The organism is Thalassobacter sp. (assembly GCF_982993085.1).
In genome coordinates this window covers 1-26,343 of sequence record NZ_CEZFMW010000045.1, presented here as the reverse complement: position 1 = coordinate 26,343, position 26,343 = coordinate 1, and the positions used below count along the sequence as shown (strand labels likewise).

Below are 26,343 nucleotides of genomic sequence, written 5' to 3'. Positions count from 1 at the left end.
GTAACTCCGCCGGGGAGACCCACGCTTGGTTCGATTCCAGGGTCGCCCACCATCCGCCCCCTCCCCCTTTGATTTCTTTAGGTTTTTCCGGCTAAATCCCGCACCTAACACAAGGTGCGGGAATTTTAGCTCCCGCTCGCAAGCCGCATCGCTGCCTTAATGGCCAATCGACGCTTGTTCGCATTGCGCGTGTAAACCGCCGACTGATCACCCGTCTGCCAACCAAAAAGAGCCTGCAACTCGTGCTCAGAGCCTCCACGGTCAGCCACCATCGTCGCGGCAAGCTTGCGCAAGCCATGCGAAGAACCCGCGACCTTCGCCGCCTTGCACGCGTTCTTAAACCACGTCCCAAAGCTCTCTTTGACCATCGGCCGGCCATTCGCGCCGCAGATAAATGTCAAATCACCCTTAGGGCCATGCTTCAACGCCTCCGCAAGCGCGGGAAGGATCGGGATGAACAATTCCACCCCCGTCTTTTCAGCCCGCAACGTCGCCACCCCATCGCGCACATGCTGGCGACCCAGCCGCACCGCATCACCACGGCGCAGGCCCGTGTTCAAAAGCACCTCCAAGGCCAACCGCTCCCGCGTGCCTAAAGGCCAGCGCGCCCGGAACCGCTCCACATCGTCAACCGTCCAAGCCAAAAACCCATCAGTTTTAGTCTTGATGAACGTCACGCCCTCTGTCGGATCCTCATCCAAGAACTTCGCCTCAACCGCCCAGCGAAAGAGCGCCCGCATCGTCTTGATGAAGTTGTTTGCAGCAAAGGGCGTCGCCTGCCGCCGCTCGCGACCCTCGACAATATGTTCCTTTCGCACCGCCCGAAATGGCACCCGGCCGCTCTTCTCAAGTACGTGGTGGAGCAGGTTTTCACGCTGCCGCCGCGTCGCGTTGGCCTTGCTGCCCCAATCGGAGGACTTGCGCCATTGATCCACCAGCCACGCTAGCGTTCGCGGATCGCCCGAAGGCTTTACCGACGCAGGCGAAGGCACATCACCGTTAATCGCTGCCCGATACTGCTCCATAAACTCAGGACTGTTCGGCGCGGCCCTAAGGCGCACCCGAGGGCCGTGCCCGATCCGGACGTACCAAGTAATCGTCCCGTGCCGGGTTTTTTCGCGATGCAGGTAAGGCAATTTACGTGGCATGACGTCCGTCACAGCTCGATCCTCGCCTCGTAGTCAAGCGATCCAGAAAAAGGCGGCACCCCACCGGCAACAACCGGCGTGAAGCGGACACGCCCATCCGGTTCAAGGGTCACCTCGACGGGAATTCCGACCTGATCAAACGCGCGAAGGGTGCGCGCGACGTCGGCTTGAGTGATTGTTGCAGGCTTGCGTGGCATCGTCAGCCCTTCTTGTTCTGCGTTGAGGCATGCAGTAGCCTCGGCTCTGCAAACGATACTCCGTGGAAAGAATGTCTTTGCACCAAGAGGCCGATGCAGCGATGCGCGGCCCCTTGGTATTTCGTAAGGCCGCTCACGCCCTTTCCCCTTTGAGAAAAATTAGCCCCGCCGCCCGGCGCCGCCGCTGCGTGAAAATCAACGCCATCAAAATGTCCTGCAACGAGATCCCAGCCGCATTTCCCCGGCGATCAAGCGCGTCGTGACAGCGATCACATCCATCAACGATAAACAGATCGTCTGGCTTCTGGCCCATCCCGGCGATGTTGAAAATGCGAAGGTGCGCGCCGACCGTGTAAGCGGGATTGTTGCGGCAGATGCCTTCGATGCGCAGGGTACACTCCTGCCCGGCCGAGGCCTTGCGGATCGTGGGCGAGACCGCATTGCGCGCTTTGAAGCTTGCCATCATGCCCAGCCCCCCTCTTTGCCCGGCACATGATCGTCGCGGGATTGGAGCGTGTAGGGCCACGGGTCGCCTCGCTTGACCGTCTCGATACGCAGGTTGTTCGCCTGATATTTGTATCCCAGCCAAGAGTAGGTTTCGTCCCTGGTCTCGCCGCTCCCCGAGAGGTGCAAGTATCGGCCGGTCTGCGCGTTCCAAAGCCGCTGCATCGGCGCTGGGCCCTCAAATGGAGTCGGAAGGGATGAGGAAATGCTCATTGGGCACCCCCGTTTTGATCGCCTTTAAACATGAAGCTCGCAACGAGGGTTTTTTCGATCTCCGGCCAGTGATCGCTGCCCTCGATCCAAGGGACGAGGTGATCGCGGACGTAGGCCATCGCGTCGTCCATGAATGTGGAAAACTCATCGCCGCTCATGGATGCAAAACTGATCGACACAGGGCGCGCGATAATTGCCATGGCATCCTCCGGCACGTCATGGCGCAGGCGCTCTGTGCGCGTCATCGAGCGGATGCGCGCGCGCCCTGTGGCGACAAGAAGATCCTCTTTGATGTTATCAGCCGTCCATTCAGCGCTAGTCGGTCCGTCGTTCAAGGCCTCTGCGACGTAGGTCATAAACGCCCAAAACATGCGGTTTTGATCAAGGTTGCGCGGCTGCTTGGGCTCGATCTTGTAGAGTTTGCCAAACTTCAGCTTTTCTATCGCAAGCTGGCCTGCCTTCGAGGTCGGAACCAAGACGTTTCCTTTGCGCTGGATGAAAAAGGGGTAGCCCATCACGCCGCTCCTTTTTCAAAGCAAAGATCCAAGCGCTGGGTCATATGCGGCACTCCGGGGCAAAGGGGATCTCATCGTCCAGGTCTCCACTCGGCCGGGCGCCACCGCCTGAATAGCCACCCCCCTGGCCGCCGCCCCCGCCGGCGCCATCCCGGCGGCCGTCAAGCATGGTCAGTTCACCGCGGTAGGGTCGGAGCGCGATCTCCGTCGTGTACCGGTCCTGCCCGCTTTGATCTTGCCATTTGCGGGTTTCAAGCTGCCCCTCGATGTAGACCTTTGAGCCTTTGCTCAAATACTGCTCCGCCAACCGGATGAGCGCATCGTTGTGGATCGTCACGGAGTGCCATTCGGTGCGCTCTTTGCGCTCTCCTGTGTTCTTATCTTTCCAAGTCTGAGAGGTCGCGATGCGCAGATTGCAAATCTGGCCGCCGTTGTCGAAGGAACGGACCTCGGGATCGCGGCCGAGATTTCCAATAATGATGACCTTGTTGACGCTGCCGGCCATTATAATTGCTCCGTTTTGCCTTGCGGCATTTTCAAGATTTGGATTGCGCGACTGCGGTGCGGAAGTCGGCGGATGTAGCCGCGCTCTTCCAACGCCTTAACCAGCCGATAGACGTTAGATTTTGAGGCAAGCTCGAGCGCTTCGGCGATCTCCCCAAAGGAAGGCGAATACCCAGTGCGCTTGGTATAGGCGGCGAGAAACACAAGGGCTTCGTGCTGGCGGGGTGTCAGCATGGTGCCTTGCCCCGCGCTGACTGATTCACAAGACCGCCACGCAACGACCATTGCTGGATCATCTCCAAGGAGCCGCAGCATCCGGCGGGAGCGTAGTTCACCAAAAACAACACGTATTTGTAGAGCTGCTCTCGGTTGACCTCGTCGGCTTTGGCTGTCGCTTGGATCAAATCGTTTTGAAGCACCGAGCTAAGAAAAGAGCCGGGCAAAATCCCAAGCAGAATGTAGCGCGTTAGGCCCGCCCGCATGTGTGCAGGCACCCAGCGGCGAAGCCCCTCCCCCAACTCGCCGCCAGCGTACTTGCTGTAGGCCTTTACTGGGTCCTCAAGGATTTCCTGATACAGGTCGGATCTGCGGCGATCATCCATGGTCATGATTTTGACCCTCCGTTGGTAGCACCCTCGGCGGCCTGGTTAACCTGTACCCTCGCGGCGCTGGAAAGCGTCGCGATTTGATCTTCCCAAAGGGCCATCACCGCATCGACCGCGTCAGCATCTTCGCAATCGGCTAGGTCAGCGACAATCCGCGCGACAAGGCCCGCTGCGGCCTCGTCAGCCAGGTCAGGGGTTGCCTCTTTCTTCTTCTGGGGTGTGCTTTCCGAATTTGCAGACCTGGCCTCAGCAACGCGTGTTTTGGCGCGCTTCGCATCCTCATCGGACGTCTTTTCGCTTTGCTCATAGTCCGATTGGAAGCTGCTCTCACCTTCAGCGTCTTGGATAGCCTCCGCCTCAATCGTCTCTCCATCCTGATCGTCCGGGACCGCATCCAGCGCCTCGCTGGGGTTCATCGCAAAGGAAGCAAAGTCTGCTTGCCCTCCGTCCACGGTCACTGCGTCGCGGAATTCCACCGAGAGGGGCAGATATTTTGAAAGCGCGCGGATGGCCGTTTTCTTGGCCATTTCGTCCTCATGGGTGCTCCAAGGGCTGCGTTCCGTCGTCCCGTACTTGACCGCCGTCTGCCAACCCTGTGAGCCGTTTCTGATCTTCGCTACCTTGGCCCATGGCAAAACCACATAAGCGTGTCCCCCGTCGCGGAATTTAGCGATGGCATAGGCGTGCAGCTTGTCGCCCTCCTGCGCGCCCGGGACGTGGCGCAGGCGCGCCTCCGTGCCTTCTTCGTATTCCCAGACCTCGTCATCTGAGTAATGGATGTTGGCCGAGATTGAAGAGATGTGTCCGGAGCGGCGCGCAAGGTCGATCAGTCCCTTGTAGCCGACTATCAGCTGGACCTCGGTAATCTTTTTGCGGTTGTTTTTAAACGGAATTAGGTAGGCGTGCCCCATGATCGTGTTGGGCTCCAGACCCAACCCCGCGCAGGTCATTAGCCCGCCCAAGAGGCTCATAGGATCGCACTCCGCAAGCTTTGGGGTTGTCCGCATGGCGTTTGCCATGAGCCGCATCATACGCTCGGGCTTCATATGCCCTGCCGCGACCTGCTGAAGCTGGGCTTTGGCCGCCTCGTTCCAAAGCAGCTCTTTGACGTTGCTCACTTGGGTCAGTGGCTTGGTTTTAACCTTTTCAATCGCGGTGCTCACAGCTTTTGCTCCTCATAAATATCGATGCCGGGAATTTTGATTGAATGGCCTTTGGCCGCGCGAATATCGGCGTTGGCCATACGCACGATTAAATCGTGCAGATCTTGGCGATCCCGGTAGTGCAGCATCGCTTGGTTGATGTTGCTAAGGCGGGCGGAGCGGACAGTGCGCAGCCCAGTGCGGTTGGTGCCGGTGCCGGTCGCGGACGCAACCTTGACCCGGGCTTCGGCCTCCGCAGCCTTCCGCGCCTCAGCCGCCTTTTTCGCCTTTTCATCGGCTTCCGCCATTGCAGCTGCGTTGCGGTTGCGCTCGGCGATCAGGCGCTCGCGCTCCGCCTCCTCTGCGGCCTTGCGTGCGGCCACTTGCTCTGCGCGGCGCTTTTCGTCTGCAATGCGCTGCTGCTCCCGCAGGAAGGCTTCGAGGGGCGCTCTTGCCAGCTTGCCAGCCTGCTCGATGATCCCAGCGACCTTTCTGAAGTTGGCGTCGATCTCGCGGCCGGCGTCAAGGAATGGCTGCTTCTCGGCCTTTCGCCGCTCCTCAATCTCCTTAATCTTTGCCCGGGCCGTGTCGAGGAAATCCTTCAGCTCGCCGGCTTTGGTCGCCGTCGTGATCTCGACGTCCGCCCACTCGCTAGCCGCATCCGCGATCTCCGACGCCTCGGCCGCGAAGGCCTCCACAATCTCTGTGTTAAACACGGGGCCATTGTTATGGCCGATCCCAGCCTTTTCGTTGTCAAGCATAATCACAGCTCCCCTTCGAGCATAACGGAAGCGATGGGCTTGCAAGCGAAGGGCGGCTTCTTCACATCGACGGCCGCTACTGTGACGGCCTTAGTGCCGTCATTGGTCTCGACCTTGACTATGTCGCCCGGACGCAGCGGCTGGTCGCCGTCATAGGTGTAGGTATAGGTGCGGTGATGCCGCGGATTAAATTTCACAGAGACAAACATTATGGCTCCTTTCATGGTCTGATTTGCCCGGCTCGCAGCCGGATCGGTGCGTGGGTCGCCGCCATCTCGGGATGCCGGCGCTGGAGGTCTTGGAGCTCGAGGTATTCGGCCCGGCTAATCGGGTTCTTGCAAATCGACAGCCATGCCCTGGCCGGATCGCGGCGCTCGCCGTTTACCTCACAAACAAGCAGCTCGTCGCTTGCCAGCTCGCCGTTTTCGTCCACCTCGCGCTGGATCGTTATCGACGCGGGGACGAAGGGGCCGCTCTTAACCATCCGCGTTTTGAACCATCCGCATTGCGGCTCGCCCTCGTGGATCGGGACAACCTTTCCGGTTAGCGCAGCTCGGTGCCACGCATAGAGGCGGACAAGAAGCGTGGGCTGACGCATCACTTGCACAAATCGGCGCGCAGAAATGCGACGTGGTGCGAGAGAAAGAAGCTTCGGATCATTGGTGGTGCTTCCGCTCAGTCACCATCGCGATGGCGAGACGAGGCGAGTGCGCAGATTTGAGCAAAACGTTTATGTATGTTATCACTTTGTTCTTTCCGGAGTGGATTTGCGGGTTTGAGCGCCCAAAGCTCGGATCAGTTAAGGCCGAGGCCGTGACCGATCAGGAGAATGAGGTAGCCAGTCCCGAAAATCGAAATTGCGCCAATACAGTCCTCGATGATCAGGCGAACTGCGCGCCAATTGATGCGGGGGACTTTGATCGCGTACTTTGTGATTTTGGATTGTTTTAGAAACATGTGTTCCCCCCTTGTTCTAGGGAAACATTAATCCACACATTGTGGATTACGCAATCATAAATTCACAAAGTGTGGATTTTAATTTTTCAGGCTAGACAATTTATGCAGCATGTTGCTAATTCGTTCTCATGGGGCAATCAGCACATCAAGCCGAAGTAGATCGTCGCCTCGACCGCATGATCGAGGTGGCAGAACAACTTAATGTCCCTCTTGACCACGTGGTCGAGCACATGGGCTGGTGCTCTCAGAGTGACTTCCGCAGGCTTTCCGGCAACCCGTCGCTTCTCCCGCGATACACGAAATCCAATGTAACGCCATAGCGATCACACAGGTCCATGGCGCGCTCTACTGGAATTCGGCGGTTACCTTTTTCCCAGTTGTTATATTGAGTTATGTTAAAGCGGTTCTTTTCAGCCCAAGCTTTTTGGCTGTCGTCTGAAAAAGCCTGCCGTATGCGCTCGAGGCGCACGCCGATCTCATAAAATTCTGGACGTTCATTCATGGCCCACTAATCCACCGAATGTGAATTTCTTTGCAATCTACAAATCGTGGTATTGTGATTATCCACTTTTTGTGGAAAATGGGACCATGAACAGAGCAAAACACATTGCTACACAGCTTGGGCAAAGGCGCATCGCTACGATCTTGGGCGTTGGGGCGTCTGCAGTCAACAACGCGGTGGTACGAGGCAAGTTCCCAGCTGCATGGTTCCCCGTCATCCGCCAAATCTGCGAGACGAAAGGGATTAACTGCCCCGAGTGCGCGTTTAATTTTCGAGCGCAGAGCAATGATCATTCAGAATACCTCCCTCCTCGAGAGTTTTTGCGTACCGGGAAGCCGTCCTAATGATGTCCCGCTGGCACGTCATACATGCCCGCATCGGCACGGAATTGAAGCTCTTTTGTAGAAACAGTCTGTATCGCAAAAGTATTTTTTACATTTTTGACAGGGACTTGACCTTAAAATGGAGCGGTGCAGCCGGAGTTAAACTTGCAGATTCACCTGCTCGCACAGTGGCTTCGGCTGCAGTTTGTTTTTTTGGTTTTGAAAACGCGCTGAGAGACGTCCTGGCAATTGCTGTCCGCTGCTTTGTCTGCGGCAGTCCAGGAGCACCCTTTGGCTTTGGGTGGCCCGGACCCCGGTCTCAAAAACCAACTTCTAAGCGTGGCTACTTACGCACCTGTGCTGACCACCGCGCAGCCGGCGAACAACGCCGCCGTGACGCTATCACGAAAGCAAACGGCCAGGCCGCACCAAGCGAACGAAAAACGACCCCGACCGGCACGAAAGGAAAAAACTCATGAGCTATCCTAACAACGAAAAGGGCTTCAGCATTACGCTTGAAGAGCTGCTTCAAGATATTACCACTGCCGAAGACACTGCCCAGACGATATCAGAAGCAAACGGCGAGCACCGCTCCAATATAAAGGGCATCCTTGACGAGCGTGGCTACCATAAAAAAGCCTTTGCTGACTTCCGAGCAATGCACGCCATGTCGGACGAAAAGTTCGCTGACTACTGGCGCACGATGTCCGCCTGCTACGAGGCCTACAAGATCGAGGCCGAAAGCCGCATCTCCGACTTGCTCGACCGCAAGGGCGTGGAGACCACCGGCATGGAAGCTGACATGGGGGCAAACTAATGGCGGGCTCCCAGCACGGTCGGTTCACGCGACAACGCGGATGGGGGAAGCATCGCTTACCTAATCAAAAGAGGGTCGTCTTGCGCTGCGAGTGGGTGAAAACCTTTCTCCTGCACGCGACGCGCGGCTGGAAGGCCGCCTGATGATCGTAGCGGCACTGGACCTTGCCACGAAGACCGGTGTCGCGGTTGGCCCCTGCGGGGGTCAACCGGAGCTCTGGACGCTCGACCTAAAGTCAGAGCATGAGGCTAAGTTTCACGCGACCCGGCTGATGAAAATTCAGGGGCTCACGCAACGACTGATCGTCGAGGTGGGCGTCACCAAAATTTTCATCGAGAAGCCGTTTGTGGCGGGCCACAACAACTTTGAAACAACGCTCTTGACGATTGGCCTTACAGCCAACGTGATCAGCTGGGCAGAGCGCAAAGGCATACCCTTTGACCTCATCCCCGCGCAAACGGTTGCGAGGCATTTCATCGGATCCGGCAAGATGAAACGGGACGCAAAAAAAGCCGCGATCCTTGCGCAATGCCAAACGCGCGGCTGGGCCCCTCAGGACGACAATCAGGCTGATGCTGCCGCATTGTGGGATCTCGCCTGTACGCGCCTTTGTGACGCCCACGCAGCCGCAACGGGGCCGCTTTTTCATCAACAGGGCAAAGACCCCGAAACAAGAAGCGCGCAAGCAGGAGGCGCCAGTTGAGCCATTATATGACCGCGTTGGCCATGAAGCAGCCGGGCCTCAAACCCGCCACCAAGATTGTGCTCTACTGGCTAGCTGAACATCACAACGGCGAAACGGGCGCATGCTTTCCCAGCCTCAAAACCCTCGAGCGCAAGTGCGAGATGAACAGATCAACCGTTGTGCGGCACCTCGAGGCTTTGGAAAAGCAGGGGCTTATCCAACGCAATCGACGCGAGCGAGACAATGGATCACAGACGAGCACTTCGTATATCCTGCGTTTGACCCCTGTTGCAGAACGCACCAGCCCCTGTGGTAAAACGCAACAGGCCCCTGTTGTAAAACGCGCCCCCCATAACCTTGGAAATATTAACCTTGGAAATGAACCAAAAGATGATCACCGCGATGCGGCGATCAAGGCGGATCGGCCCCCTCAAGGCGATCTGATCCGGGTATCGGAACCTTCCCTTGGAGGAGCTATCCGAGGCAAAGTCGCGAAGGCATCAGGCGGTCTCAGCGACGGCTGCCGCAGCATCGAGGACGAATTTGAAAGGGTCTGGCGGCACTACCCGCGCAAAGTGGGCAAAGGCGCGGCTCGCAAGGCATGGACCAAGGCGCGCCGGCAGGCAACATACGCTGAAATCACCGACCCGCTCGGCGTCTGGATTAAGCTCCAGCGCGAAACACCAGTCGAGAAAATCCCTCATTTTACAACGTGGCTCAATCAGGAGCGCTGGCACGACGACCAGACGCACGCCCGGAACCGGGCCGAGACCACGACCGACCGGCTCAACCGGCTCGGATCAGTTTCCACGGAGGACGGGTGCGACGAGATCGCCAGTCCAACACGCAAACCCCCGCAAATTGAACTGAGGATGGACCCATGGCGGCAATGACCTACGAGCAGCGAAAACGCGCGATCTTCGAATTTCTATACCGCGACCCAGGCGGCCTGCTGCACCGCTACCGCCTCCCTGAGCATCTTTCAGACAACGCGATCCGCGACGAGGTCAATCTGCTGGTCGAGGACATCAACGGGATCATTCCCAGCGATTACACAGACGCGGACATGCGCTTACTGACCCCGGAAATTAACGGAGCCATTCGCCGCCGGCACGGCGCGCAGGGATGGCCTCCCGCCAAGGTGATGATTGCCGCAACCGAGGATGCTGTTTCTGCATCAGCCAAAGCCAAGGCTGCCTACAGGACCGCTCGGTCCGGGCCCCTTGATCCCTTTGAGACCGCTGCCGCCACGATGAAGGCAAAGCAACCCGTTGGGGAGCAATTCCTCTGGGGGGCGCACGCGGTGAAGCTGATCGCTCGGGGGCTCATCGACAGGGAAACTATGGACGGATACCGCTCGGCTGCGTTCTTGGTACGCAAGGCGCACTACGGCGAACAAAAGGCGCTGGCTTGGGAGGACGAGGCAAAGGAGCGGCATAGGTTGGCAAAGGGGGCTTTCCGATCACGACGTGACGGCGAAGGCGCAATCTCCGGAGAAGTGCTTCGCGAGGGGCAGGAAGAGCTCAATGCCGCGGCTCGGTCAATGGATCGTCGCTCGTCCTCGATGCGTCGCCACGCGTGAGGGTGCCCCATGAACAAACTTATTTCAGGCATCTATTCCAAAGGCCCTAGCGACTATGACGCAGAGCGCAGGGCGCGCATCATCCAAGAGCAAAGTCAAAAGGCGTGGCGCGAACGCGGCATAGCGATGATCCCTGTCGATGATTTAGTCAGCGATTGGGAGCGGCAGGCTGTGACCAACATCGCAAACCGGCTCTATGGGGGGCGGCGCGATGCAAAACGCTAGACCCGCAAGCTTTCAAGACAAAGCGCACACGTGGACACCTGAGCTTGTGCGTGACCGCATGATCGAAGCCGTTCGCTGGGCGCGATACAACGCCGGCTCCACGGGGCCCTCGCAAATCCGCTCATCGATGCCCGAATACACTCCAACGCTTGAAGATCACCTCGCTTACGGGTGGGGCCTCCCAGAAAAGGCAGAGGGCGTTGCAGAGGCCGAGCGCAGCAAGCGAGTGGCAATCTCCCCCGAGCGCGTCGACGAGATGATTTGGGTCTTGGATTGGTGCCGGCTGTATCTGGCAAAGGACTGCCCCGGCGACGCGGTGATGCTGAACCTTTGGCTTCGATGCAAGGTACACCGCGCCAATTTCGAAGCCGCCCTCAAGTCCAGGGGATACCCCATGAGCCGTCGCCACGCCGACAGGATGAAAGACCGGGCCCTTTCCACAATCTCAAAGCGCCTTGACCGTGAAGGAACAAGACCATGACTGACAATCGTGCCGACAACATGAAACGCCTTAACGCGGACCCTGAGTTTGCAGCGAAGCGCGACGAGCGTGCGCGGGAGCGCTTCAAGTCAGAAAACGAACGGCTGCAGAAGATGGCAAACATCGCCAAGCGGGGGTGTGATGTTCCTGCGTCCATAGAGGCGGATTGGAAATCGCTCAAGCAAATGAAGATCACTAATCGGGAGGCCGCGAGCATGCTCAAAATACCATGGCTAGGTGAGCCCGAGGATGAAGATGATGCACGCTGGGCTTCGCGCCGAGCCTGCAACGTGGTCGACGAGCTGATCGACCTTGTTGAAACCAACACCCGGTTGGATTCAGACTTTGCCTACGAGCTTGTAGAACGAAGCAAGCGCATCAAACGCATCCTCGCTTGGAACACTCAAGGCCAAGCTTTGTAATACGCGCAGGGGCGGCGGATTGAGCTTTAATCATTCGGCTGCCGTTGTGGTTTAATTTTGGGGTTCGTTGCCATCGCTCCATATTTTCGGTGAACCGAGCGTTCCGAGGCAGCCCCCAAATGAATAAGCCCACCAAAGTCCACCCCTCCTAACAACTCATACTGCCCCCTCACTGGTCAATACATCGGATCTTGATGGCTGCAGAGGCGATGTTGAGGGTGCTGTTATAGTGCGTGGGTATCTCCTTATTTTTTTACTGGACATCAAGGCTTGGGCAGTCAATCTGATAACTGTCAAATTGATATTAAGAGCAGTAACAGGAGAAGAGAAAGATGATCGATAAACGTACAGTGCTTCAATTCTCCAAGAAGCTGGTATTTATTGCTTTCGTAGCGTTCAATCCAAATACATCTTTTGCTGGAGCTTGTGACTATAGGCCAAGCAACCTGATGGGAGGAATTGGCACTGGAACAGCTGTAGCTACAGGAGGAGCCGTGGCAGCCGTCGGCACAGGCGCTAAGGCAGCAGGGTTTTACACGTTAACGCATGCAGTTACAGGGGCTACAATGCTCGGCTCAACAGCAGGAGGAGCTTCTGCAGCTGGTACTGTTGGTATCATGGGCGGCACGGCAGGTGCCGTAGGAACAATAGCTTCAGTGGTTATGGCTCCAGCCACGATCATTGCAGGTGCAGTGCTGGGTGCGGGTGTCGCTGCTTATGAGGGGGCTTGTTATTTCACCGTAGAGCGAGTGGATGATCCAGAGGTTATCGATGGAATAATCACTAACCTGACACAGAATTCTGATCCCGAGTTCCTTCGCAGAGTAACAATATCAGGTGATGAGTATTTGATGATAGCATCTGACCACGACGAAGAGATGCGAGCTGTTGAATGGAAGCAGTACAGATTATCAAAGCTATACATTGAAGAGGGTATATTAAAGCACCGCGACTTGGGCCCAAACACCCAAATAGGAAGAGTGTCCGTAGTCGGAGATCAATTAGCAACAGGCCAGTAGGTGGTACCTAATGCACCTCAAAGCCCGCAACAAACATCTCAATACTTTTGCCTACTTGGGATAACTCCACGCACCCCACCTATGGGTTCAACGACATCTCCATCTCTCCGTTGGGTCAAATGAACTTGTACATGGAAGACAGTCTGGCCTGCACCGGAAAGCATAGTTCGGAACGCAGAACCAAACCAACTACGGGAAACCCAAGCAATATAATTCGAGATGGCAGGCTAGAACCAAGCATTAAGCCTCTCACAAAGCGCTAGTTGCTTTACGGGCCCACTATTGGATGTGAAATCTGGCCTTAAAAACCGCCAGTCGAAGCGATGTCAGCCACTTCATCAGGATAGGAGGAGCGGTAAGCGCATCAAACGCATTCTCGCTTGGAGCACTTAAGGCCAGGCCTCCAAATCAGCTAAGAGAGCGCGGTGGTTCGATCCCTCTGGTCCAATGGACCGTGAATCTGCAAAGGCTTCAAACGGCAAAAAAAGCTTGTTTCTGTTGTCGACTCAGTTGATCCTCACATGCACCGGCAGGCTATGTAACGAATGTCGGTTAAGTATGTGAGAAGTGGTCACGACGTTGTAGAGCTGGAGGATATTTTGGGCGGCATTCACAAAAAGGGAAAAATTTTTGAGGATGGCGTAACTCGTTATTATGACCCATCAAGGCACAAGTGGGTAACTCAAGACGAGATTAACCATCAGTCTAAACTGGAGAGTGCCAGCACTGTGATGGTAGTTGTGGCTACAGTAGTTTTGGCTGGCGGTGGCTTTCTTTGGATGGTGGCCCAAACGTTTTTTTAACAAACAGTTAAAGTTCTTTTAAGCTATGACAGGCAATGGCTGTGTTCGAAAAATTTCTGAGCCAGCCTCGTTCTGCACAACAAGCCTACTCGCAGGCTGACAAGAACATGTGAATACGAACGATTGTAAAGCCCCAGATTTAGTCAGGGATCAGCGAAGGTGTCTGGCTGCGCATCACCCAAGCGCCCGGTTTCCGAATTGCGTTGGACATCTTAATTGCTAAGTGCCTCACAAAGGGCCCTAGCGCAGAGAAAAGCCTTTAACGCAAGGCCAGATGCGCCTTTAAGCAGCGCATTCGAATTGCTAGGTCACAAACACCGACTGTTGCAAACACCCCCTGATATCGGCCATTCCTCATGTGCGGGGGCCGGTGCCGCCTGAACAATTGGGGAGCCACCGAGCATCCCCATAGCCCACTAGCCTTCGCACGAATACCAAGCACCAGACGCCCTGTGCCGCGCTGCGGCAAGCCTGACATTCCAATAGCACGCCCCCCTACCCAAAACGCACTCAACGCCCTGAGAGTGCAACTGGTCGACGCACCCCCCCTTGGGTCCCCTCCGGGGCATGATGTGTATGCGGCGCGCCTTGGCCCGATATTTTCGCGTTTTTTAATTTCCAGAAAACCCAATGGAGTTGACTGTGAGCCCCACCACAAAAACTGCCCGCGACCGCACCGATGCGTCGCGATGGCCTGCTTCAAAAATCGAAATGTGGCAGATCGCAGATCTCATTCCTTATGCGCGGAACGCCCGAACACACCCGCAAGAACAAATCGATCAGATCGCCGCCTCCATGTCGCGTTTTGGGTTTACGATGCCCATGCTGGTGGCCGAAGATGGAACAATCATCGCCGGGCATGGGCGGCTCATGGCCGCTTCGCAAATCGGAATGGCCGAGGTTCCTGTGATGATCGCGCGAGGCTGGTCTGACGAGGACCGCCGAATTTATACGCTGGCAGACAACCGGCTGGCTGAGACCTCCGAGTGGGACCCTGACACCCTGCAGGTCGAATGGGATGAGCTATATGCCATGGGGCTTGGCGAAGATCTTTCGATGATTGGGTTTTCTGAGGATGATCTAAAAGGCGTTCTGCCCGACGCCTTGCTGGAAGCCTCGGGCGGCTTGACTGACCCAGACGACACTCCGGAAGCGGACGAAACGGCGGTGGTCAGCCAACCAGGTGATGTTTGGATCTTGGGCGTGCACCGCATCATCTGCGGCAGCTCCACAGACAAGAAAACCGTGCAGACCGTCCTTGCCGGGGAAAAGCCTCACCTGATGGTTACGGACCCGCCCTACGGAGTGGAATACGATCCCGGCTGGCGTGAAAAAGCCGGTGTTGCAGGCAGTGACTACGCAAAGGGCAAAGTGCTCAACGACGACAATGCCGACTGGCGCGAAGCATGGGCCTTGTTCCCCGGCGACGTGGCCTATGTCTGGCACGCGGGATTGTTCGCAGGCGTCGTAGGAGAGAGCCTGCTTGCAACCAAGTTTAAGCTACGGTCCCAGATCGTCTGGGACAAGGGCCAGCTAGTGCTGAGCCGTGGCGACTACCATTGGCAGCACGAGCCCTGCTGGTACGCCGTGCGCGAGGGCAAAACTGGACATTGGGCCGGGGATCGCAAACAAGTGACGGTTTGGCAGATCGATAAACCGCGCAAAAGCGAGACCGGTCATGGCACACAGAAGCCTGTCGAGTGCATGCAGAGGCCAATCGAAAACAACAGCGACAAAGGCGACTTAATCTATGAGCCGTTTTCTGGCTCAGGCACGACGATCATCGCAGCGGAGATGACTGGCCGTCGGTGCTACGCAGTCGAGCTGAACCCTGCGTATGTCGATGTCGCCGTCCGCCGATGGCAGGAATTCACTGGCCGTGAAGCGGTGTGGGAAAATTCCGGCGACACCTTTGCAGAAACGACAGCGGCCCGCCTTGGAGAAGCTGCTATATAAGTTTTTCGACACCCCAGATCTCAGCGGACGTGATGGGTCCGTTTGTCGATGTTCTATGCAAGCACGCAAAGTCTATTAAGTCATTTTAGCGAGAGAAAAAACAGGGGGTGCCAGTAATCACTCTTAGGAAGGGAAGCTTCGGTCTGCAATCAAACGCCCGCAGCACCGGAGAGTCTATCGTACCTTCAATGCATTCCCGGAAGTTTGCTAACACACGCAAAGAGGTATGTTGCTCGCTCCTTTATTCCCAAGAGTACAAAAAGTGTGGTTATATCACAAATTTTTGATATCAATAGGATACAGAATCTTAAAGCTATTGATGAAGAAATGCTTGTAAATATGAATAAGTTAATCGCTTTAATGATCACGCTCATTGCGAGTGTTATGCCTGCTTGCGCTGACATCAATGCTGATGCCAACCGCTTATTCGTTGAAGCAATGCAAGCGTGGAAACAATCAGAGCAACTGACGAGTGACAGCTTAGAGCAGGCTCAAGAACGGGTCGATTTGTTGTCGTTAGTTGATAAGAATTTAAACCTCATCGTTGTAGAGCATCCCAGTAGTAATCTTGCCGTACAACTTCTGATTGGGCCTGTTGGTCCACTCAATCTAGATGCCCTGCCTAAACAGATTGCAGAAGCTGAAAGGCCGCTCTTGGTGTCCCGCGGAAATGAACAACTAAAGGTGGCTAAAGCGCGTCTTGCAAACGGCGATATTGGCAACGCTCGCGTGGCATTGGTGAAAGCTGCTATTTTGACGGCTCAACAGATTGAAGATGCTGGTGACCGTTCTTTCCCATTAATTACTATTGTTAGGGCACAAGCTGAGGCTGGTGATGTGTCTGGCGCTTTAATCACGGCTCAACAGATTGAAGAGGCTTCTTATTATTTTTGGGCGTTAGTTTCCATTGCTGAAGCGCAAGCTCAGGCTGGAGATGTGTATGCGGCTTTAAGAACGGCTCAACAAATTGGAAATGTTGGCGATATACCTCTGGGGCTAGCTGTCATTGCTAATGCGCAGTCGGAGGCCGGTGATGCGTCTGGTGCTCGCGAGACGATTGCGCTGGCATTACAGGCTGCTCAACAGATTGAAGATGCTGATGACCGGTCTTTGGCGCTGGCATCCATCGCTGATGCGCAATCTAAGGCCGGAGATGTGCCTGCTGCTTTAAGCACGGCCCTAAAGATTGAAGATGCTGATGACCGCTTTCGGACGTGGGCTGCCATTGCCAAAGTGCAAGCTGAGGCTGGTGATGTGCGTGACGCTTTGATCACAGCTGAACAAATTGAGGGGTACGATAAGCGTTCTCGGGCTTTAGCAGTTATTGCTGGGTTGCAAGAGAATGCTGGAGACGTGCCAGGTTCACGTGAGACGATTGCGCTGGCATTGCAGGCTGCTCAAAAGATTCGGGTGGCTCATTATCGTTCTGATGCAATGATTTCCATTGCCAATGCGCAGTCGGAGGCCGGTGATGCGCCTGGTGCGCGTGAGACGATTGCGCTGGCATTACAGGCGGCTCAACAGGTTGAAGATGCTTTCTGGGGCTCTCAAGCGATGATAGACATTGCTGAGGCTCAGGCTCGGGCTGGTGATGTGTCCGGCGCGTCAATCACGGTTCAACGGATTGAAGATGTTGGTTTCAAAGTTTGGAGTTCTCAGGCGATGAGTGCCATTGCTAGGGCTCAAGCTCAGACTGATGATGTGCCTGGCGCTTTTATTACGTTTCAACGGATTGAAAATGCTGATGACCGTTTTCGGACGCTGGCATCCATTTCTAACGCACAATTTGAGGCCGGTGATGCGTCTGGTGCTCGCGAGACGATTGCGCTGGCACTACAGGCTGCTCAACAAATTGAAGATGCTGATGACCGGTCTTTGGCGCTGGCATCCATTGCTCGTATTATAGTCACAGAGCCTTACTGACGACACCTTTATAAATGATGCAATTTACTCAGACTGGTGGCATGTGTGCAGCCTGAGCCAACTTATCCGCTGACATTAATGTGTGCGTTCACCCCGTTACCCTATACTTCGCGGTGATTGGAAAGAGCCATCAGAAGATGCCAAGGAATTTCTTGCGTGGCTGAGGCTCTCCCTTGTCTTCAAGTAGGCGTGACGTATGCTAACAGAAAGCAATGGTAAAACCGCTGGCTGTATCTATTTCAACGAAACTGTCATCCCTCACCACGGCCACCAACGACGGCGCGGCTCGGCATCGGGTGGCGGTAACATCCGACGCACATCGCCTAGATAACGCTCCATCATTGCAGTTTTTTCGCGCTCGGCATCAAGCGCCGTCTCAGCACGGGCAAGGCGCACGGCTATGTCCTGATCGTCAGGCTTGACGTTACAGTCTAGGAGCGGCTCAGGGGGTGCATCAGTACGGTTCGATTGATCCGGCTTAGTCCGGCTCGAGCGAGCCGCAAAGGGATACGGGTAAAACCGTATAAGGTGACCTAAGCTTTGCGTCTGGTGCACTGACAATAATGTCAGCCCAGAGGGAAGCCGTGCGGTTTAGGCCTCCTTAATCCGATATACGCGACCGCGTTCTTCTTTCTTCGAAGAGATGCAAAGTCCGAGGCGTTTTTTGAGAGCCCCCGACATTGCGCCGCGAGCAGTGTGCTTTTGCCAGCCTGTGACTTCGACGATCTCATCCAGCGTGGCGCCTTGCGGGCGCTTTAGCATATCGATCAGGGTTTGCTGCTTGGTAACCGGTTTGGATTTGGTTTCAGGTTCGGAAAGATTGAGGCGTGACATAATGATCTCCTTGATCAGGCTTAGATGTATTTGGCTTCGGCGAGGACGGTAGTTGCGTCGACAAGCTGGCCAGTCTGCACCTCGATATTGATTGTGTTACTGTCGGCGCTGACCGTGCCGTAAACGCCGCCCTCATCGGCGATGGTGATTTCGATGTCGTCGAGAATGGTATCCATGCGGCTGCGGTCCAGGTGGTCCGGCAGGCCGCTTATTGCGATGCGGATGGTTGTCGTGGTCATAGCGTTGTCTCCGTGGATGCGTCTGCTGCGTGGCGGGGTTTGCCGCGCTTGGCGCCGTGAAATCACGTTCGCTCTACTCGCGGCGTGTATCAACCAAAATATAAGCAAAAACAGAGACTTAATATAATGCCCGAAAGCGTCGACAAGCAAAGGGGCAATGCCCTTACCGTCAACCAAGTTGCCGCGCTTTGCGGGCGCAGCACGCAGTGGGTGCATCAACTGGTCAAAGCTGGGTTTGTGCAGAAACAGGGCAAGAACCAATACACGCTAGTCTCCGTGGTCCGAGGTGTGATCGCCTATTACGAAGACCTTCAATCCAAGAGCAGCAAGACCGTGGCGGCTAGCAGGGCGACCGAGGCGCGCACGCGCGAAATCGAGCTGCGGATCGCGGAGCGACGTCGTGAACTCATCGCAGTCGAGGACGCTCGCGCCGTGGTGTTGGAATTTGGAGCGATTATTAAATCAGAATTTGGCGCTTTGCCTGCGAGATACACTCGGGAAATGACCGAGCGGCGCAAGCTGGAACAGGAAGTTAATGGATCGTTCGAACGCATCTCAGCAGCGGCGCGAAGATCGGAAGCTGCTCTGGCAGACCCTGAGCGAGATTTGTCGGCCAAGTCAGAAGCGTGATCCCGCGGATTGGGCGGCGGACAATCGCGTTTATCCCGAAACTTCCGGCATTCCAGGCCCCCGGAACCCTTGGTTAACACCTTACATGATCCCGTGGTCGTCCGCAGCGCACAACGGCGGCTATCGTCGCGTTGTCGCGGTGACCTCAGCGCAGTCGGGCAAGACCGACAGCATGCTGGATATCATCGGGGCGCGCCTTGACCAGCGCCCTGCCCCGATCATTTACGTCGGGCCGACTAAAGACTTTCTAACCGACCAATTTGAGCCCCGCCTGATGGGGCTTTTGGACGAAGCGGAAAGCCTAACGAACAAAGTGGTTCGTGGCCGCCGCATGAAAAAAACGCTTAAGCACGTGGCCGGTGTTCGCATCCGTCTCGCGCACGCCGGCTCATCGTCGGCATTGAAGTCAGACCCAGCGGCGCTGGCTTTGATCGATGAGTTTGACGAGATGATGGCCAACGTCAAAGGCCAAGGTGACGTGCTGGGCCTCGTTGAAGCGCGCGGTGAGACGTATGCGGATTTTGTCACCGCGATCACAAGCACGCCAGCCCGGGGGCTCGTGGAGGTCGAGTTGGACGAGGACACTGGTTTGGAGTTTTGGGGGGTCTCGGACACGGACGATCTGGAGAGCCCCATCTGGAAGCTCTTTCAAGAGGGCACCCGGCACCATTGGGCTTGGCCATGCCGGCATTGTTCTGAATACTTTGTGCCGCGCTTTCGCCAGTTGCACTGGCCCAAGGACGCCACGCCATCGCAGGCAAAGCGCTCCGCATATTTGAGCTGCCCCCGTTGTGGTGGCGTGCACACAAACGATGACAAGGAATGGATGAACGCTAGAGGGGCGATGGTCGCGCCCGGTCAACGGATTGCGCTTGTCGAAGATGCACCATCGGTCACTGGCGCTCCAACGGAGAGCTCCACACTCTCAATGTGGACGTCTGGTCTGTGCTCTCCTTTTGTTTCTTGGGGACAGCGCGCTGAAACCTATTTGACCGCGCTGCAATCTGGCGATGAAGACCGCGTGCAGACCGCGATGAACGCAAGCTTCGGCGAGTGCTATTCCATCACCGCCTCCGGCGACGTCCCAGAATGGCAGGAAGTCATGGAGCGCCGGTTGCCTTACGAGCCCAGAACGGTGCCCTCCGGCGGCCTGCGGCTTGTCATGGGTGTCGATGTGCAGAAGTTCTCTCTGTACTTTGTGATCCGGGCATTCGGCGCGCGAGGCACCTCGTGGCTTGTCGACTATGGCCAGCTGCACGGGCCCACAGAAGCGGATGATGTCTGGGCGCAACTGGCTGAAATGATGCTTCAACCGGTCGCGGGGATGCAGATCGAGCGGGTCTTTATCGACTCTGGGTTCCGACCCGATAAGCCCGAGCAAGGCAACGAGCACAAAGTCTACGAGTTTTGCCGCCGGTTTTCGTGGCTCTGCTGGCCGACCAAGGGTCGCGACGTAATGACCCCTCCCTACCGGGTCTCAAAGATCGAGGTGAAACCAGATGGAAAGCGGGCGCTCTACTCAGTAAATCTTGCCCTTCTTTCAACTGACTTCTTCAAGTCCCTGGTGATTTCAAGGCTGCGGACGCCAATTGATGTGCCCGGGGCTTTCTATGTCCACAGCGACGTGGACGAAGATTACTGCCGGCAGGTCACGTCGGAGGCGCGCATCCTCAAGGGGAGCAAGCCACAATGGGTCAAGCGATCCAGAGACAACCACCTCCTTGACTGCGAGGCTTTGTGTTCCGCGATTGGCTACACGCTCAACGTCCAACGCATCCCTGAGGGTGTTCACCGGTCTGAAGGGGGATCTCCTCCCTTAACCCCAGAAGCCGGCACTGCAGAGGGTGATCCGCCACTGCCTCCGCCCAAAAAGAGCGGCGGCGGTGGCGCGTATCGTAACCGCTTCCAACGATCCGGCAGCAGGCTGAACAGGTAAACCATGTCAATGATCTCAAAAGTCCGCGACCTGCTCGCGGGCCAAAAGCTGCCTGCGCCTGCTGACAGCAGCGATGCAGCCCCTCGGCACAACAGCCAATACATGCGCGGTGGTCGAGGGGTAACTTTCTCCGGATGGCGCCCAGCTCTCCGAGAAAGCCAAGACGACATTTCCGAAGCTTGGGATGATGCCGCAGCGCGTGTTGCTGACCTGATCCACAACAGCGGCTGGCTTGCCGGTGCGGTCGATCAGGCGGTTGCCAACACCGTGGGCACGGGGCTGCGCTTAAAGGCTCTGCCTGAAAACGAGACCTTTGGCATGTCCTCCACCGAGGCTTCCAATTGGTCAAAGACAGTTGAGCGCCGTTTTGAGCTCTGGGCTCGCAGCGCCCAGGAATGCGACATCCAAGGGATGCGGACCTTTGGTCAGATGCAAAGCGCGGCTTTCCGCTCTTGGCTGATTTCTGGCGAAATCCTCGCAGAGCTGCCGTTTCGCCGCCGCCCTTGGAACACCTATGGGACAAAGGTTCGGCTTTTGCCGCCCCACCGCCTGTCGCGCAAAACGGAAAACTTGGCGCGTCTTGTGAACGGCGTCTACCTCGATGCGGACGGTATGCCTATCGGTTACCGGGCGATCTGCAAAGACATGTTTAAACACGACGTCGAGTACAATGTTCGCGCACGGGATCGCGCTGGGCGGCCTCGGGTGATCCACGTCTTTGACGGGCTGCCCGGTACGCACCGCGGCATCTCCCCAATGACACCGGCCTTGCAGGTCGCGCGGCAGTTTGACCAGCTCGCGGACGCAACTTTGATGGCGTCGATTGTGCAGACGCTGTTTGCAGTCACGATCACTTCGGACGAGCCGACCGAGGAAGTTCTAGCCGGGCTTTTGACACCTCAAGAGCAGGCGCAAATGTCGGCCCAAGGCGTGGCGCCAATGGAAGCTTACATCGACATGGTGGCCGGCTACTACGAGAGCTCGTCGCTCAATGTAGGGATCAATGGCCGGCTCGCGCACCTTTTTCCCGGGCAAGAGCTCAAGTTCCACACAAGCAACCAGCCTTCCTCGGATTACAAAGACTTTTCGATGCACCTCCTGCGTGAATTGGCGCGGTGCCTTGGTCTGACCTACGAGAGCGCGACCGGCGACAATAACGGCGCGACCTACTCCTCATTGCAGGCAGCCACGACGGAAATCTTTGCAATCACCAAGGCGCGCCGACAAAACATCGTCGCTCCGTTTTGCCAGCCGGTCTACGAAGCATGGCTGGAGGAAGAGATTGCAGCTGGGCGGATCGCCTTCCCCGGCGGCTATCAAGCGTTTTTAGCTAACCGTGCGGCGGCCTGCCGAGCGGAGTGGTTGGGTGCGGCTCGTCCAACGACCGACGATCTCAAAAAAGCCAAAGCTCACGAAGTCTGGAAGCGTCTTGGTGTGATGTCCGACGCAATGATCTGCAACGACATCGGCGTAGATGTTGACGACGTCTACCAGCAGATTTCGCAGGAACGCGATATGCGCCAAGAGTACCGGCTGCCAGAGCCAATGCTCATGGGGGCAGCCAGCGGGGCCGTGGAGGCACCCGACGGAGCAGAGGTCGATGAACGCCCTGAAGGCGAAGCCGACGATCCTGATGATGAAGAGGACGCGCTTTAATGGCTCTAACTATCGATGAGGACAATCCTTGCGCAGCGGCCAAAACGCTCCGCGAGGTCTACATCCGGCTTGTTGCCGGACAGGCCGCCGCAACCGTGTCGTTTTCAAGCGGTCCATCCGGCGTCTCCCGTTCTGCGACCTATCACGCAGCAAACCCAGAGCGACTGTTGATGGTCATCCGCAGCTTTGAGCAAAAGTGTACGGCGTTGCGTGGGCTCAAGCCTGCCCGTCGTGCGGTCGCCACAGGAGGTGTCCGATGAACGATCAACCCACCATTATGCCAGCAGCGGAAGGGGCTTCTTTGACGCAGATCGCGTCTAGGGTGCTTAACCGTCCGCTGCTTCTTCACCCGACAAAGGCTGAAATCATCTTGCAGGTTTTGCAAGGTCGTTTGCCGATGGATGGGGCAAAGATTGAGAGCCTGAGGCCCGATGCCAGCCGGTTCATGGGCAGCGCTACAGACGACGAGGGGCGGCGCAAAAGCTATCGAGTGGCCAATGGCACTGCCATCGTCTCGATTGTCGGCTCGCTGGTGAACCGAGGCAGTTGGATTGGAGCAAACTCAGGCATGGTGTCCTATGAAGGCCTAAGCCACCAGCTTCGAGAGGCCGCGGCCGATCCAAACGTCACCGCCGTCGTTTTGGACATCGACAGCCCAGGCGGGGAAGCCACGGGCATGTTTACAATTGCCGAGCAAGTGCGCGCGCTTGCTGCAACCAAGCCTGTCACCGCTTTTGTTAACGATATGGCGGCCTCCGCAGCCTACGGTATCGCCAGTGCCGCGACCGAGATAGTAGTCTCTCCGACTTCTATTGTGGGCTCAATTGGGGTCGTTTTGACCCACCTCGACCGGTCGGCAGAGCTTGAGCAAAAAGGCGTTAAAGCGACGCTTATTTATGCAGGCAAGCACAAGGTCGATGGAAACGCGTTCGGTCCATTGCCGGAGGCAGTTCAAGCCGATCTCCAAACCGAAGTGCTCAAGTTCTATGACCAGTTTGTCGAGCTTGTCGATCGCGGCCGCGCTGCCATGAACGACGAAACCATCCGGGGCACGCAAGCCCGGACCTACATCGGACAGGATGCAATTAATGCAGGCCTTGCCGACCGCATCGCGACGTTGGACGCGGTGCTTTCTGAACAATCACCAACGGCCCCCGGGGCCCAAACGCAAAGGACGGGATTTGGTATGACCAAAACCACACAAGCCGGAGCACCGCAGGCTGAAAACGCGGGCATCACCGAGGCGCAATTGGATGCGGCCGTAGAGACCGCGCGGGCCGAAGGCATGGCCGCTGGTGCCGCTCAAGCAAATGCACGCATCAAAAGCATTTTAACATCCGAAGAAGCTCAGGGCCGCGAGCCACAGGCTATGGTTTTGGCGCTAGATATGGACATGAGCGCCGAGGATGCGGCGAAAGTTCTGGCAACATCGCCCAAGTCTTCCGGTGTTGCATCTATCGAAAGCCGCGCAGCTGGCGAGCCCGAATTTGGTGGCGACGCCAACCAAGGCTTTGGATCCGCGTCTGACAAAGTTGCCGGCGGATGGTCCGTTGCCATCAACAACGCAAACAAGCGCTTCGGCTAATCCGAGCAGGGTCTGAGGAGATCACAATATGACCGTTTTAAACGAAGGCCGGCACCCCGGCGAATTCCTTATGAGCGAAGCCCAAGGCCAGCGCTCGCGAGGCAATATCACCGTCGCAAGTGGCGCCGGCGTCATCGTGCCGGGCGCCGTCTTGGGCAAAGTCACAGCCACCGGCCAGTACCTCGCCTCATCCAATACCGCTGATGACGGCTCCGAAGCTGCTGTCGCCGTGGCGCTGTACGGCTGCGATGCGACCGACGCCGCCGCAGACATTGCGGCAATCGTCCGTGACGCTGAAATCAACGGCAGCGTGCTGACCTACCACGCCGACCGCGACGAGGTCGCTGAGAAGGCCGCCGCAAACGCACAGCTTGAAGCCGCTGGCATCATCGTCCGCTAAACGCGGATCATCGAGAAAGGACACTTAAATGTCTCTGTTAAACGTATTTAAGCAGGACGCATTCAGCGTTCTGCGTCTCACCGATGCCCTACGCGAGATCAAGTACGCCCCGTCGCGCATTGGTCAGCTGGGCCTTTTCCAGACAACCAGCATCGACACGCTCGACATTGCGATTGAAACCGACCGTGAGCAGAACCAACTCATTGTTGGCGCTTCGCCGCGCGGTGGTACCGGCGACACCTTCGGCAAGAACAAGCGGACCCTGCGCACGCTTCGGGTGCCACACTTCCAAGTAGACGATGCGATCATGGCCGATGAAGTGCAGCAAGTGCGCGCGTTCGGTTCTGAGGTCTCTGTGGAGCGTTTGCAGCAAAAGATTGCTGATCGCGCCGCAGAAGTCAGCCAAGGCTTTTCCCTGACCGAGGAATATCACCGCCTAAACATCATCAAGAGCGGTAAGCTCCTCGACAAAGATGGTGAGGTTATGTTCGACTACTTCCGCGAGTTCGATGAAGCCGCACCAGCCGAAGTCGACTTTGATCTGGACAAGGCGACGCCGACGCAGGGCGCTTTGCGCAAAAAGTGCGCGGAGGTCGTACGCCGGGTTGCCGCAATTTTGGATGGCCTGCCTTACACTGGCATCCATGCTTTCTGCGGCGATGCGTTCTTCGACGACCTGATCGCCCACCCTGAGGTGCGCGAGACCTACAAAGGTCATGCCGAAGCATCTGCTTTGCGCTCCGCTTACGCTGGCGCAAACGGCCAGCAATCAAGCTTTGGCACTTTTGAGTTCGGCGGGATCACTTTCGAGAACTATCGCGGTGGCGGTTCTATCGGCGTGGACACCAACAAGTGCCATATCTTCCCGTTGGGCGTCCCCGGCCTGTTCCGCACCGCCTATGCGCCAGCCGACTACATCGAGACGGTCAACACACAGGGTCAACGCCTCTACGCCAAGCAATACGAGATGCGGAACGGTAAGGGCGTCAATCTGGAATTCCAGATGAACGCTCTGCAGTATTGCACACGTCCACGCGTGCTGATCCCCGGCAAGCGCACTTAATCGCTCACCTGTAATCCATGAAGGAAATGAACCGTGGCCTCAATCTTTGACGAACTGGATGCGTCTCTTTCAGAGGCCATTGGCGACGTTATGGCCGAGGTCGCAGTTCTCCTTCCCCGGGTGACACGATCCTACGAGGCGCGATCTGTTGATGTCGATCGCGCCTCGTTTTCTTTTCGTGGGATTTTTTCGGATGGCCCGGAGGCGAAGGCTTCTGGCGGCCAATATTTTTCCGCTCAGCTTGTCCAAGATATGATCGCCGACTTTTGGATCGCCGCACGCGATGTCGCGCAGCTGCCTTTTGAGCCTGAGAAAGGCGACCAAATTTCGATGGTCTCACGGCCAGGTCAGCCGGAATTCATGATTTCAGGGCTCCACCGCACCAACCAAGGCGAGCTGCTTTTGATCCTTGTGGAACACGGCGAAGACTAAGCCGCCCAAATTGGAGGTTCACAATGCGTCTGTCGATCAAAACCTCCCCCGACATCGCCGAGACCATGCGCCGAGAGGTTCTTGCAGGCGAAAAGGCGACGACCCGGGCGATGACTAAGGTCGGAACCGATCTTAAGCTTGCGTGGCGGCGTCAGATTAACGGCGCGGGTCTTGGCACACGGCTCGCAAACTCCGTACGAAGCGCGACTTACCCAAAGTCGGGCGAAAGTCTGCGTGTTTCGCGGGATGGTGGGCACAGATTTCATCTGATCGTGGGCAGTGAT

The 26,343-nt window shown here is 56.7% G+C and carries 36 protein-coding genes; 20 read left to right on the top strand and 16 right to left on the bottom strand.

Features of this window, described 5'->3' with window-relative positions:
• Positions 1-125: 125 nt before the first annotated feature.
• The 13 genes from AC4GMC_RS08945 to AC4GMC_RS08885 form a co-directional block, all read right to left on the bottom strand.
• Complete coding sequence (locus AC4GMC_RS08945) at positions 126-1,148, bottom strand: tyrosine-type recombinase/integrase (protein ID WP_487876125.1); 1,023 nt, start codon at positions 1,146-1,148, stop codon at positions 126-128.
• 8 nt (positions 1,149-1,156) lie between these two features.
• Entirely contained in the window at positions 1,157-1,345 is a 189-nt protein-coding gene (locus AC4GMC_RS08940; protein ID WP_487876124.1) for a hypothetical protein, read from the bottom strand.
• A 133-nt stretch (positions 1,346-1,478) separates the two neighbouring features.
• Positions 1,479-1,811: a nuclease domain-containing protein gene (locus tag AC4GMC_RS08935; RefSeq protein WP_487876123.1), complete on the bottom strand. Its 333-nt coding sequence runs from the start codon at positions 1,809-1,811 to the stop codon at positions 1,479-1,481.
• Positions 1,812-2,058: 247 nt separating this feature from the next.
• Positions 2,059-2,577, bottom strand: a complete 519-nt coding sequence (locus AC4GMC_RS08930; RefSeq protein ID WP_487876122.1) for a hypothetical protein — start codon at positions 2,575-2,577, stop codon at positions 2,059-2,061.
• 40 nt (positions 2,578-2,617) lie between these two features.
• Positions 2,618-3,082 (bottom strand): single-stranded DNA-binding protein, encoded by a 465-nt coding sequence (ssb, locus tag AC4GMC_RS08925; protein ID WP_487876121.1) that lies wholly within the window; start codon positions 3,080-3,082, stop codon positions 2,618-2,620.
• Positions 3,082-3,315 (bottom strand): LexA family protein, encoded by a 234-nt coding sequence (locus tag AC4GMC_RS08920; RefSeq protein WP_487876120.1) that lies wholly within the window; start codon positions 3,313-3,315, stop codon positions 3,082-3,084. Before AC4GMC_RS08920 ends, ssb begins: the two co-directional genes overlap by 1 nt.
• The gene (locus AC4GMC_RS08915; protein ID WP_487876119.1) at positions 3,309-3,689 is read right to left on the bottom strand and encodes a hypothetical protein; all 381 of its coding nucleotides are present in this window, start codon (positions 3,687-3,689) and stop codon (positions 3,309-3,311) included. The genes AC4GMC_RS08920 and AC4GMC_RS08915 overlap by 7 nt, the downstream gene beginning before the upstream one ends.
• Entirely contained in the window at positions 3,686-4,849 is a 1,164-nt protein-coding gene (locus tag AC4GMC_RS08910; RefSeq protein WP_487876118.1) for a recombinase RecT, read from the bottom strand. The genes AC4GMC_RS08915 and AC4GMC_RS08910 overlap by 4 nt, the downstream gene beginning before the upstream one ends.
• A complete protein-coding gene (locus tag AC4GMC_RS08905) occupies positions 4,846-5,589 on the bottom strand; it encodes a hypothetical protein (protein WP_487876117.1) in 744 nt (247 codons plus the stop codon). Before AC4GMC_RS08905 ends, AC4GMC_RS08910 begins: the two co-directional genes overlap by 4 nt.
• A 2-nt stretch (positions 5,590-5,591) precedes the next feature.
• Entirely contained in the window at positions 5,592-5,798 is a 207-nt protein-coding gene (locus AC4GMC_RS08900) for a hypothetical protein (protein WP_487876116.1), read from the bottom strand.
• Between the two features lie 11 nt (positions 5,799-5,809).
• The gene (locus tag AC4GMC_RS08895; RefSeq protein WP_487876115.1) at positions 5,810-6,187 is read right to left on the bottom strand and encodes a hypothetical protein; all 378 of its coding nucleotides are present in this window, start codon (positions 6,185-6,187) and stop codon (positions 5,810-5,812) included.
• Positions 6,188-6,384: 197 nt separating this feature from the next.
• Complete coding sequence (locus tag AC4GMC_RS08890; protein WP_487876114.1) at positions 6,385-6,546, bottom strand: hypothetical protein; 162 nt, start codon at positions 6,544-6,546, stop codon at positions 6,385-6,387.
• A gap of 244 nt (positions 6,547-6,790) precedes the next feature.
• Positions 6,791-7,048, bottom strand: coding sequence for a helix-turn-helix domain-containing protein (locus AC4GMC_RS08885; RefSeq protein WP_058123282.1), 258 nt, complete (start codon positions 7,046-7,048; stop codon positions 6,791-6,793).
• A gap of 798 nt (positions 7,049-7,846) precedes the next feature.
• Here AC4GMC_RS08885 and AC4GMC_RS08880 point away from each other — a divergent pair.
• The 11 genes from AC4GMC_RS08880 to AC4GMC_RS08830 all read left to right on the top strand — a co-directional run bounded on the left by AC4GMC_RS08880 (position 7,847) and on the right by AC4GMC_RS08830 (position 17,284).
• A complete protein-coding gene (locus tag AC4GMC_RS08880) occupies positions 7,847-8,188 on the top strand; it encodes a hypothetical protein (protein WP_487876113.1) in 342 nt (113 codons plus the stop codon).
• 91 nt (positions 8,189-8,279) lie between these two features.
• On the top strand, positions 8,280-8,891 hold the full coding sequence (locus AC4GMC_RS08875) for a hypothetical protein (protein WP_487876112.1): 612 nt from the start codon (positions 8,280-8,282) through the stop codon (positions 8,889-8,891).
• Complete coding sequence (locus AC4GMC_RS08870; protein WP_487876111.1) at positions 8,888-9,766, top strand: helix-turn-helix domain-containing protein; 879 nt, start codon at positions 8,888-8,890, stop codon at positions 9,764-9,766. Before AC4GMC_RS08875 ends, AC4GMC_RS08870 begins: the two co-directional genes overlap by 4 nt.
• Positions 9,754-10,455 (top strand): hypothetical protein, encoded by a 702-nt coding sequence (locus AC4GMC_RS08865; RefSeq protein WP_487876110.1) that lies wholly within the window; start codon positions 9,754-9,756, stop codon positions 10,453-10,455. The genes AC4GMC_RS08870 and AC4GMC_RS08865 overlap by 13 nt, the downstream gene beginning before the upstream one ends.
• A 9-nt stretch (positions 10,456-10,464) precedes the next feature.
• Positions 10,465-10,680, top strand: a complete 216-nt coding sequence (locus tag AC4GMC_RS08860; protein ID WP_487876109.1) for a hypothetical protein — start codon at positions 10,465-10,467, stop codon at positions 10,678-10,680.
• Positions 10,667-11,161 (top strand): hypothetical protein, encoded by a 495-nt coding sequence (locus tag AC4GMC_RS08855; protein ID WP_487876108.1) that lies wholly within the window; start codon positions 10,667-10,669, stop codon positions 11,159-11,161. Before AC4GMC_RS08860 ends, AC4GMC_RS08855 begins: the two co-directional genes overlap by 14 nt.
• Positions 11,158-11,583 (top strand): hypothetical protein, encoded by a 426-nt coding sequence (locus tag AC4GMC_RS08850; RefSeq protein ID WP_487876107.1) that lies wholly within the window; start codon positions 11,158-11,160, stop codon positions 11,581-11,583. The genes AC4GMC_RS08855 and AC4GMC_RS08850 overlap by 4 nt, the downstream gene beginning before the upstream one ends.
• A 332-nt stretch (positions 11,584-11,915) precedes the next feature.
• The gene (locus AC4GMC_RS08845) at positions 11,916-12,602 is read left to right on the top strand and encodes a hypothetical protein (protein WP_487876106.1); all 687 of its coding nucleotides are present in this window, start codon (positions 11,916-11,918) and stop codon (positions 12,600-12,602) included.
• A gap of 545 nt (positions 12,603-13,147) precedes the next feature.
• Entirely contained in the window at positions 13,148-13,405 is a 258-nt protein-coding gene (locus AC4GMC_RS08840; protein WP_487876105.1) for a hypothetical protein, read from the top strand.
• A gap of 642 nt (positions 13,406-14,047) precedes the next feature.
• The gene (locus tag AC4GMC_RS08835; protein WP_487876104.1) at positions 14,048-15,361 is read left to right on the top strand and encodes a site-specific DNA-methyltransferase; all 1,314 of its coding nucleotides are present in this window, start codon (positions 14,048-14,050) and stop codon (positions 15,359-15,361) included.
• 264 nt (positions 15,362-15,625) lie between these two features.
• The gene (locus tag AC4GMC_RS08830) at positions 15,626-17,284 is read left to right on the top strand and encodes a tetratricopeptide repeat protein (RefSeq protein ID WP_487876103.1); all 1,659 of its coding nucleotides are present in this window, start codon (positions 15,626-15,628) and stop codon (positions 17,282-17,284) included.
• Between the two features lie 258 nt (positions 17,285-17,542).
• Here AC4GMC_RS08830 and AC4GMC_RS08825 read toward each other — a convergent pair whose 3' ends face one another.
• The 3 genes from AC4GMC_RS08825 to AC4GMC_RS08815 form a co-directional block, all read right to left on the bottom strand.
• Positions 17,543-17,680: a hypothetical protein gene (locus AC4GMC_RS08825; RefSeq protein ID WP_487876102.1), complete on the bottom strand. Its 138-nt coding sequence runs from the start codon at positions 17,678-17,680 to the stop codon at positions 17,543-17,545.
• Between the two features lie 195 nt (positions 17,681-17,875).
• Entirely contained in the window at positions 17,876-18,118 is a 243-nt protein-coding gene (locus tag AC4GMC_RS08820; RefSeq protein WP_487876101.1) for a DUF3489 domain-containing protein, read from the bottom strand.
• Between the two features lie 20 nt (positions 18,119-18,138).
• The gene (locus tag AC4GMC_RS08815) at positions 18,139-18,357 is read right to left on the bottom strand and encodes a hypothetical protein (protein ID WP_487876100.1); all 219 of its coding nucleotides are present in this window, start codon (positions 18,355-18,357) and stop codon (positions 18,139-18,141) included.
• 126 nt (positions 18,358-18,483) lie between these two features.
• On the opposite strand from AC4GMC_RS08815, the gene AC4GMC_RS08810 reads away from it, so the two are divergent.
• The 9 genes from AC4GMC_RS08810 to AC4GMC_RS08770 form a co-directional block, all read left to right on the top strand.
• Complete coding sequence (locus tag AC4GMC_RS08810) at positions 18,484-18,987, top strand: hypothetical protein (protein WP_487876099.1); 504 nt, start codon at positions 18,484-18,486, stop codon at positions 18,985-18,987.
• Positions 18,893-20,923, top strand: coding sequence for a terminase gpA endonuclease subunit (locus AC4GMC_RS08805; protein ID WP_487876098.1), 2,031 nt, complete (start codon positions 18,893-18,895; stop codon positions 20,921-20,923). The genes AC4GMC_RS08810 and AC4GMC_RS08805 overlap by 95 nt, the downstream gene beginning before the upstream one ends.
• A 3-nt stretch (positions 20,924-20,926) precedes the next feature.
• Positions 20,927-22,579 (top strand): phage portal protein, encoded by a 1,653-nt coding sequence (locus AC4GMC_RS08800; protein ID WP_487876097.1) that lies wholly within the window; start codon positions 20,927-20,929, stop codon positions 22,577-22,579.
• A complete protein-coding gene (locus AC4GMC_RS08795; RefSeq protein ID WP_487876096.1) occupies positions 22,579-22,839 on the top strand; it encodes a hypothetical protein in 261 nt (86 codons plus the stop codon). The genes AC4GMC_RS08800 and AC4GMC_RS08795 overlap by 1 nt, the downstream gene beginning before the upstream one ends.
• Complete coding sequence (locus AC4GMC_RS08790) at positions 22,836-24,164, top strand: S49 family peptidase (RefSeq protein WP_487876095.1); 1,329 nt, start codon at positions 22,836-22,838, stop codon at positions 24,162-24,164. Before AC4GMC_RS08795 ends, AC4GMC_RS08790 begins: the two co-directional genes overlap by 4 nt.
• 28 nt (positions 24,165-24,192) lie before the next feature.
• Entirely contained in the window at positions 24,193-24,564 is a 372-nt protein-coding gene (locus tag AC4GMC_RS08785) for a head decoration protein (protein WP_487876094.1), read from the top strand.
• 28 nt (positions 24,565-24,592) lie between these two features.
• Positions 24,593-25,627 carry a major capsid protein gene (locus AC4GMC_RS08780; RefSeq protein ID WP_487876093.1) on the top strand — a complete coding sequence of 345 codons (1,035 nt, stop codon included), beginning with the start codon at positions 24,593-24,595 and terminating at the stop codon, positions 25,625-25,627.
• A gap of 33 nt (positions 25,628-25,660) precedes the next feature.
• On the top strand, positions 25,661-26,059 hold the full coding sequence (locus AC4GMC_RS08775) for a hypothetical protein (RefSeq protein ID WP_487876092.1): 399 nt from the start codon (positions 25,661-25,663) through the stop codon (positions 26,057-26,059).
• Between the two features lie 23 nt (positions 26,060-26,082).
• Positions 26,083-26,343 (top strand): DUF6441 family protein (locus tag AC4GMC_RS08770; protein WP_487876091.1); only part of this gene is annotated, 261 nt, incomplete at its 3' end.

Coding starts and splice junctions, on each gene's coding strand:
- AC4GMC_RS08940 (WP_487876124.1), bottom strand. CDS start 1,345: ATGCCACGCAAGCCTGCAACAATCACTCAAGCCGACGTCGCGCGCACC.
- AC4GMC_RS08920 (WP_487876120.1), bottom strand. CDS start 3,315: ATGCTGACACCCCGCCAGCACGAAGCCCTTGTGTTTCTCGCCGCCTAT.
- AC4GMC_RS08945 (WP_487876125.1), bottom strand. CDS start 1,148: ATGCCACGTAAATTGCCTTACCTGCATCGCGAAAAAACCCGGCACGGG.
- AC4GMC_RS08785 (WP_487876094.1), top strand. CDS start 24,193: ATGACCGTTTTAAACGAAGGCCGGCACCCCGGCGAATTCCTTATGAGC.
- AC4GMC_RS08850 (WP_487876107.1), top strand. CDS start 11,158: ATGACTGACAATCGTGCCGACAACATGAAACGCCTTAACGCGGACCCT.
- AC4GMC_RS08900 (WP_487876116.1), bottom strand. CDS start 5,798: ATGTTTGTCTCTGTGAAATTTAATCCGCGGCATCACCGCACCTATACC.
- AC4GMC_RS08860 (WP_487876109.1), top strand. CDS start 10,465: ATGAACAAACTTATTTCAGGCATCTATTCCAAAGGCCCTAGCGACTAT.
- AC4GMC_RS08790 (WP_487876095.1), top strand. CDS start 22,836: ATGAACGATCAACCCACCATTATGCCAGCAGCGGAAGGGGCTTCTTTG.
- AC4GMC_RS08905 (WP_487876117.1), bottom strand. CDS start 5,589: ATGCTTGACAACGAAAAGGCTGGGATCGGCCATAACAATGGCCCCGTG.
- AC4GMC_RS08820 (WP_487876101.1), bottom strand. CDS start 18,118: ATGTCACGCCTCAATCTTTCCGAACCTGAAACCAAATCCAAACCGGTT.
- AC4GMC_RS08795 (WP_487876096.1), top strand. CDS start 22,579: ATGGCTCTAACTATCGATGAGGACAATCCTTGCGCAGCGGCCAAAACG.
- AC4GMC_RS08915 (WP_487876119.1), bottom strand. CDS start 3,689: ATGACCATGGATGATCGCCGCAGATCCGACCTGTATCAGGAAATCCTT.
- AC4GMC_RS08880 (WP_487876113.1), top strand. CDS start 7,847: ATGAGCTATCCTAACAACGAAAAGGGCTTCAGCATTACGCTTGAAGAG.
- AC4GMC_RS08815 (WP_487876100.1), bottom strand. CDS start 18,357: ATGACCACGACAACCATCCGCATCGCAATAAGCGGCCTGCCGGACCAC.
- AC4GMC_RS08935 (WP_487876123.1), bottom strand. CDS start 1,811: ATGATGGCAAGCTTCAAAGCGCGCAATGCGGTCTCGCCCACGATCCGC.
- AC4GMC_RS08845 (WP_487876106.1), top strand. CDS start 11,916: ATGATCGATAAACGTACAGTGCTTCAATTCTCCAAGAAGCTGGTATTT.
- AC4GMC_RS08840 (WP_487876105.1), top strand. CDS start 13,148: ATGTCGGTTAAGTATGTGAGAAGTGGTCACGACGTTGTAGAGCTGGAG.
- AC4GMC_RS08810 (WP_487876099.1), top strand. CDS start 18,484: ATGCCCGAAAGCGTCGACAAGCAAAGGGGCAATGCCCTTACCGTCAAC.
- AC4GMC_RS08890 (WP_487876114.1), bottom strand. CDS start 6,546: ATGTTTCTAAAACAATCCAAAATCACAAAGTACGCGATCAAAGTCCCC.
- AC4GMC_RS08895 (WP_487876115.1), bottom strand. CDS start 6,187: ATGCGTCAGCCCACGCTTCTTGTCCGCCTCTATGCGTGGCACCGAGCT.
- AC4GMC_RS08930 (WP_487876122.1), bottom strand. CDS start 2,577: ATGGGCTACCCCTTTTTCATCCAGCGCAAAGGAAACGTCTTGGTTCCG.
- AC4GMC_RS08865 (WP_487876110.1), top strand. CDS start 9,754: ATGGCGGCAATGACCTACGAGCAGCGAAAACGCGCGATCTTCGAATTT.
- AC4GMC_RS08805 (WP_487876098.1), top strand. CDS start 18,893: ATGGATCGTTCGAACGCATCTCAGCAGCGGCGCGAAGATCGGAAGCTG.
- AC4GMC_RS08800 (WP_487876097.1), top strand. CDS start 20,927: ATGTCAATGATCTCAAAAGTCCGCGACCTGCTCGCGGGCCAAAAGCTG.
- AC4GMC_RS08885 (WP_058123282.1), bottom strand. CDS start 7,048: ATGAATGAACGTCCAGAATTTTATGAGATCGGCGTGCGCCTCGAGCGC.
- ssb (WP_487876121.1), bottom strand. CDS start 3,082: ATGGCCGGCAGCGTCAACAAGGTCATCATTATTGGAAATCTCGGCCGC.
- AC4GMC_RS08780 (WP_487876093.1), top strand. CDS start 24,593: ATGTCTCTGTTAAACGTATTTAAGCAGGACGCATTCAGCGTTCTGCGT.
- AC4GMC_RS08855 (WP_487876108.1), top strand. CDS start 10,667: ATGCAAAACGCTAGACCCGCAAGCTTTCAAGACAAAGCGCACACGTGG.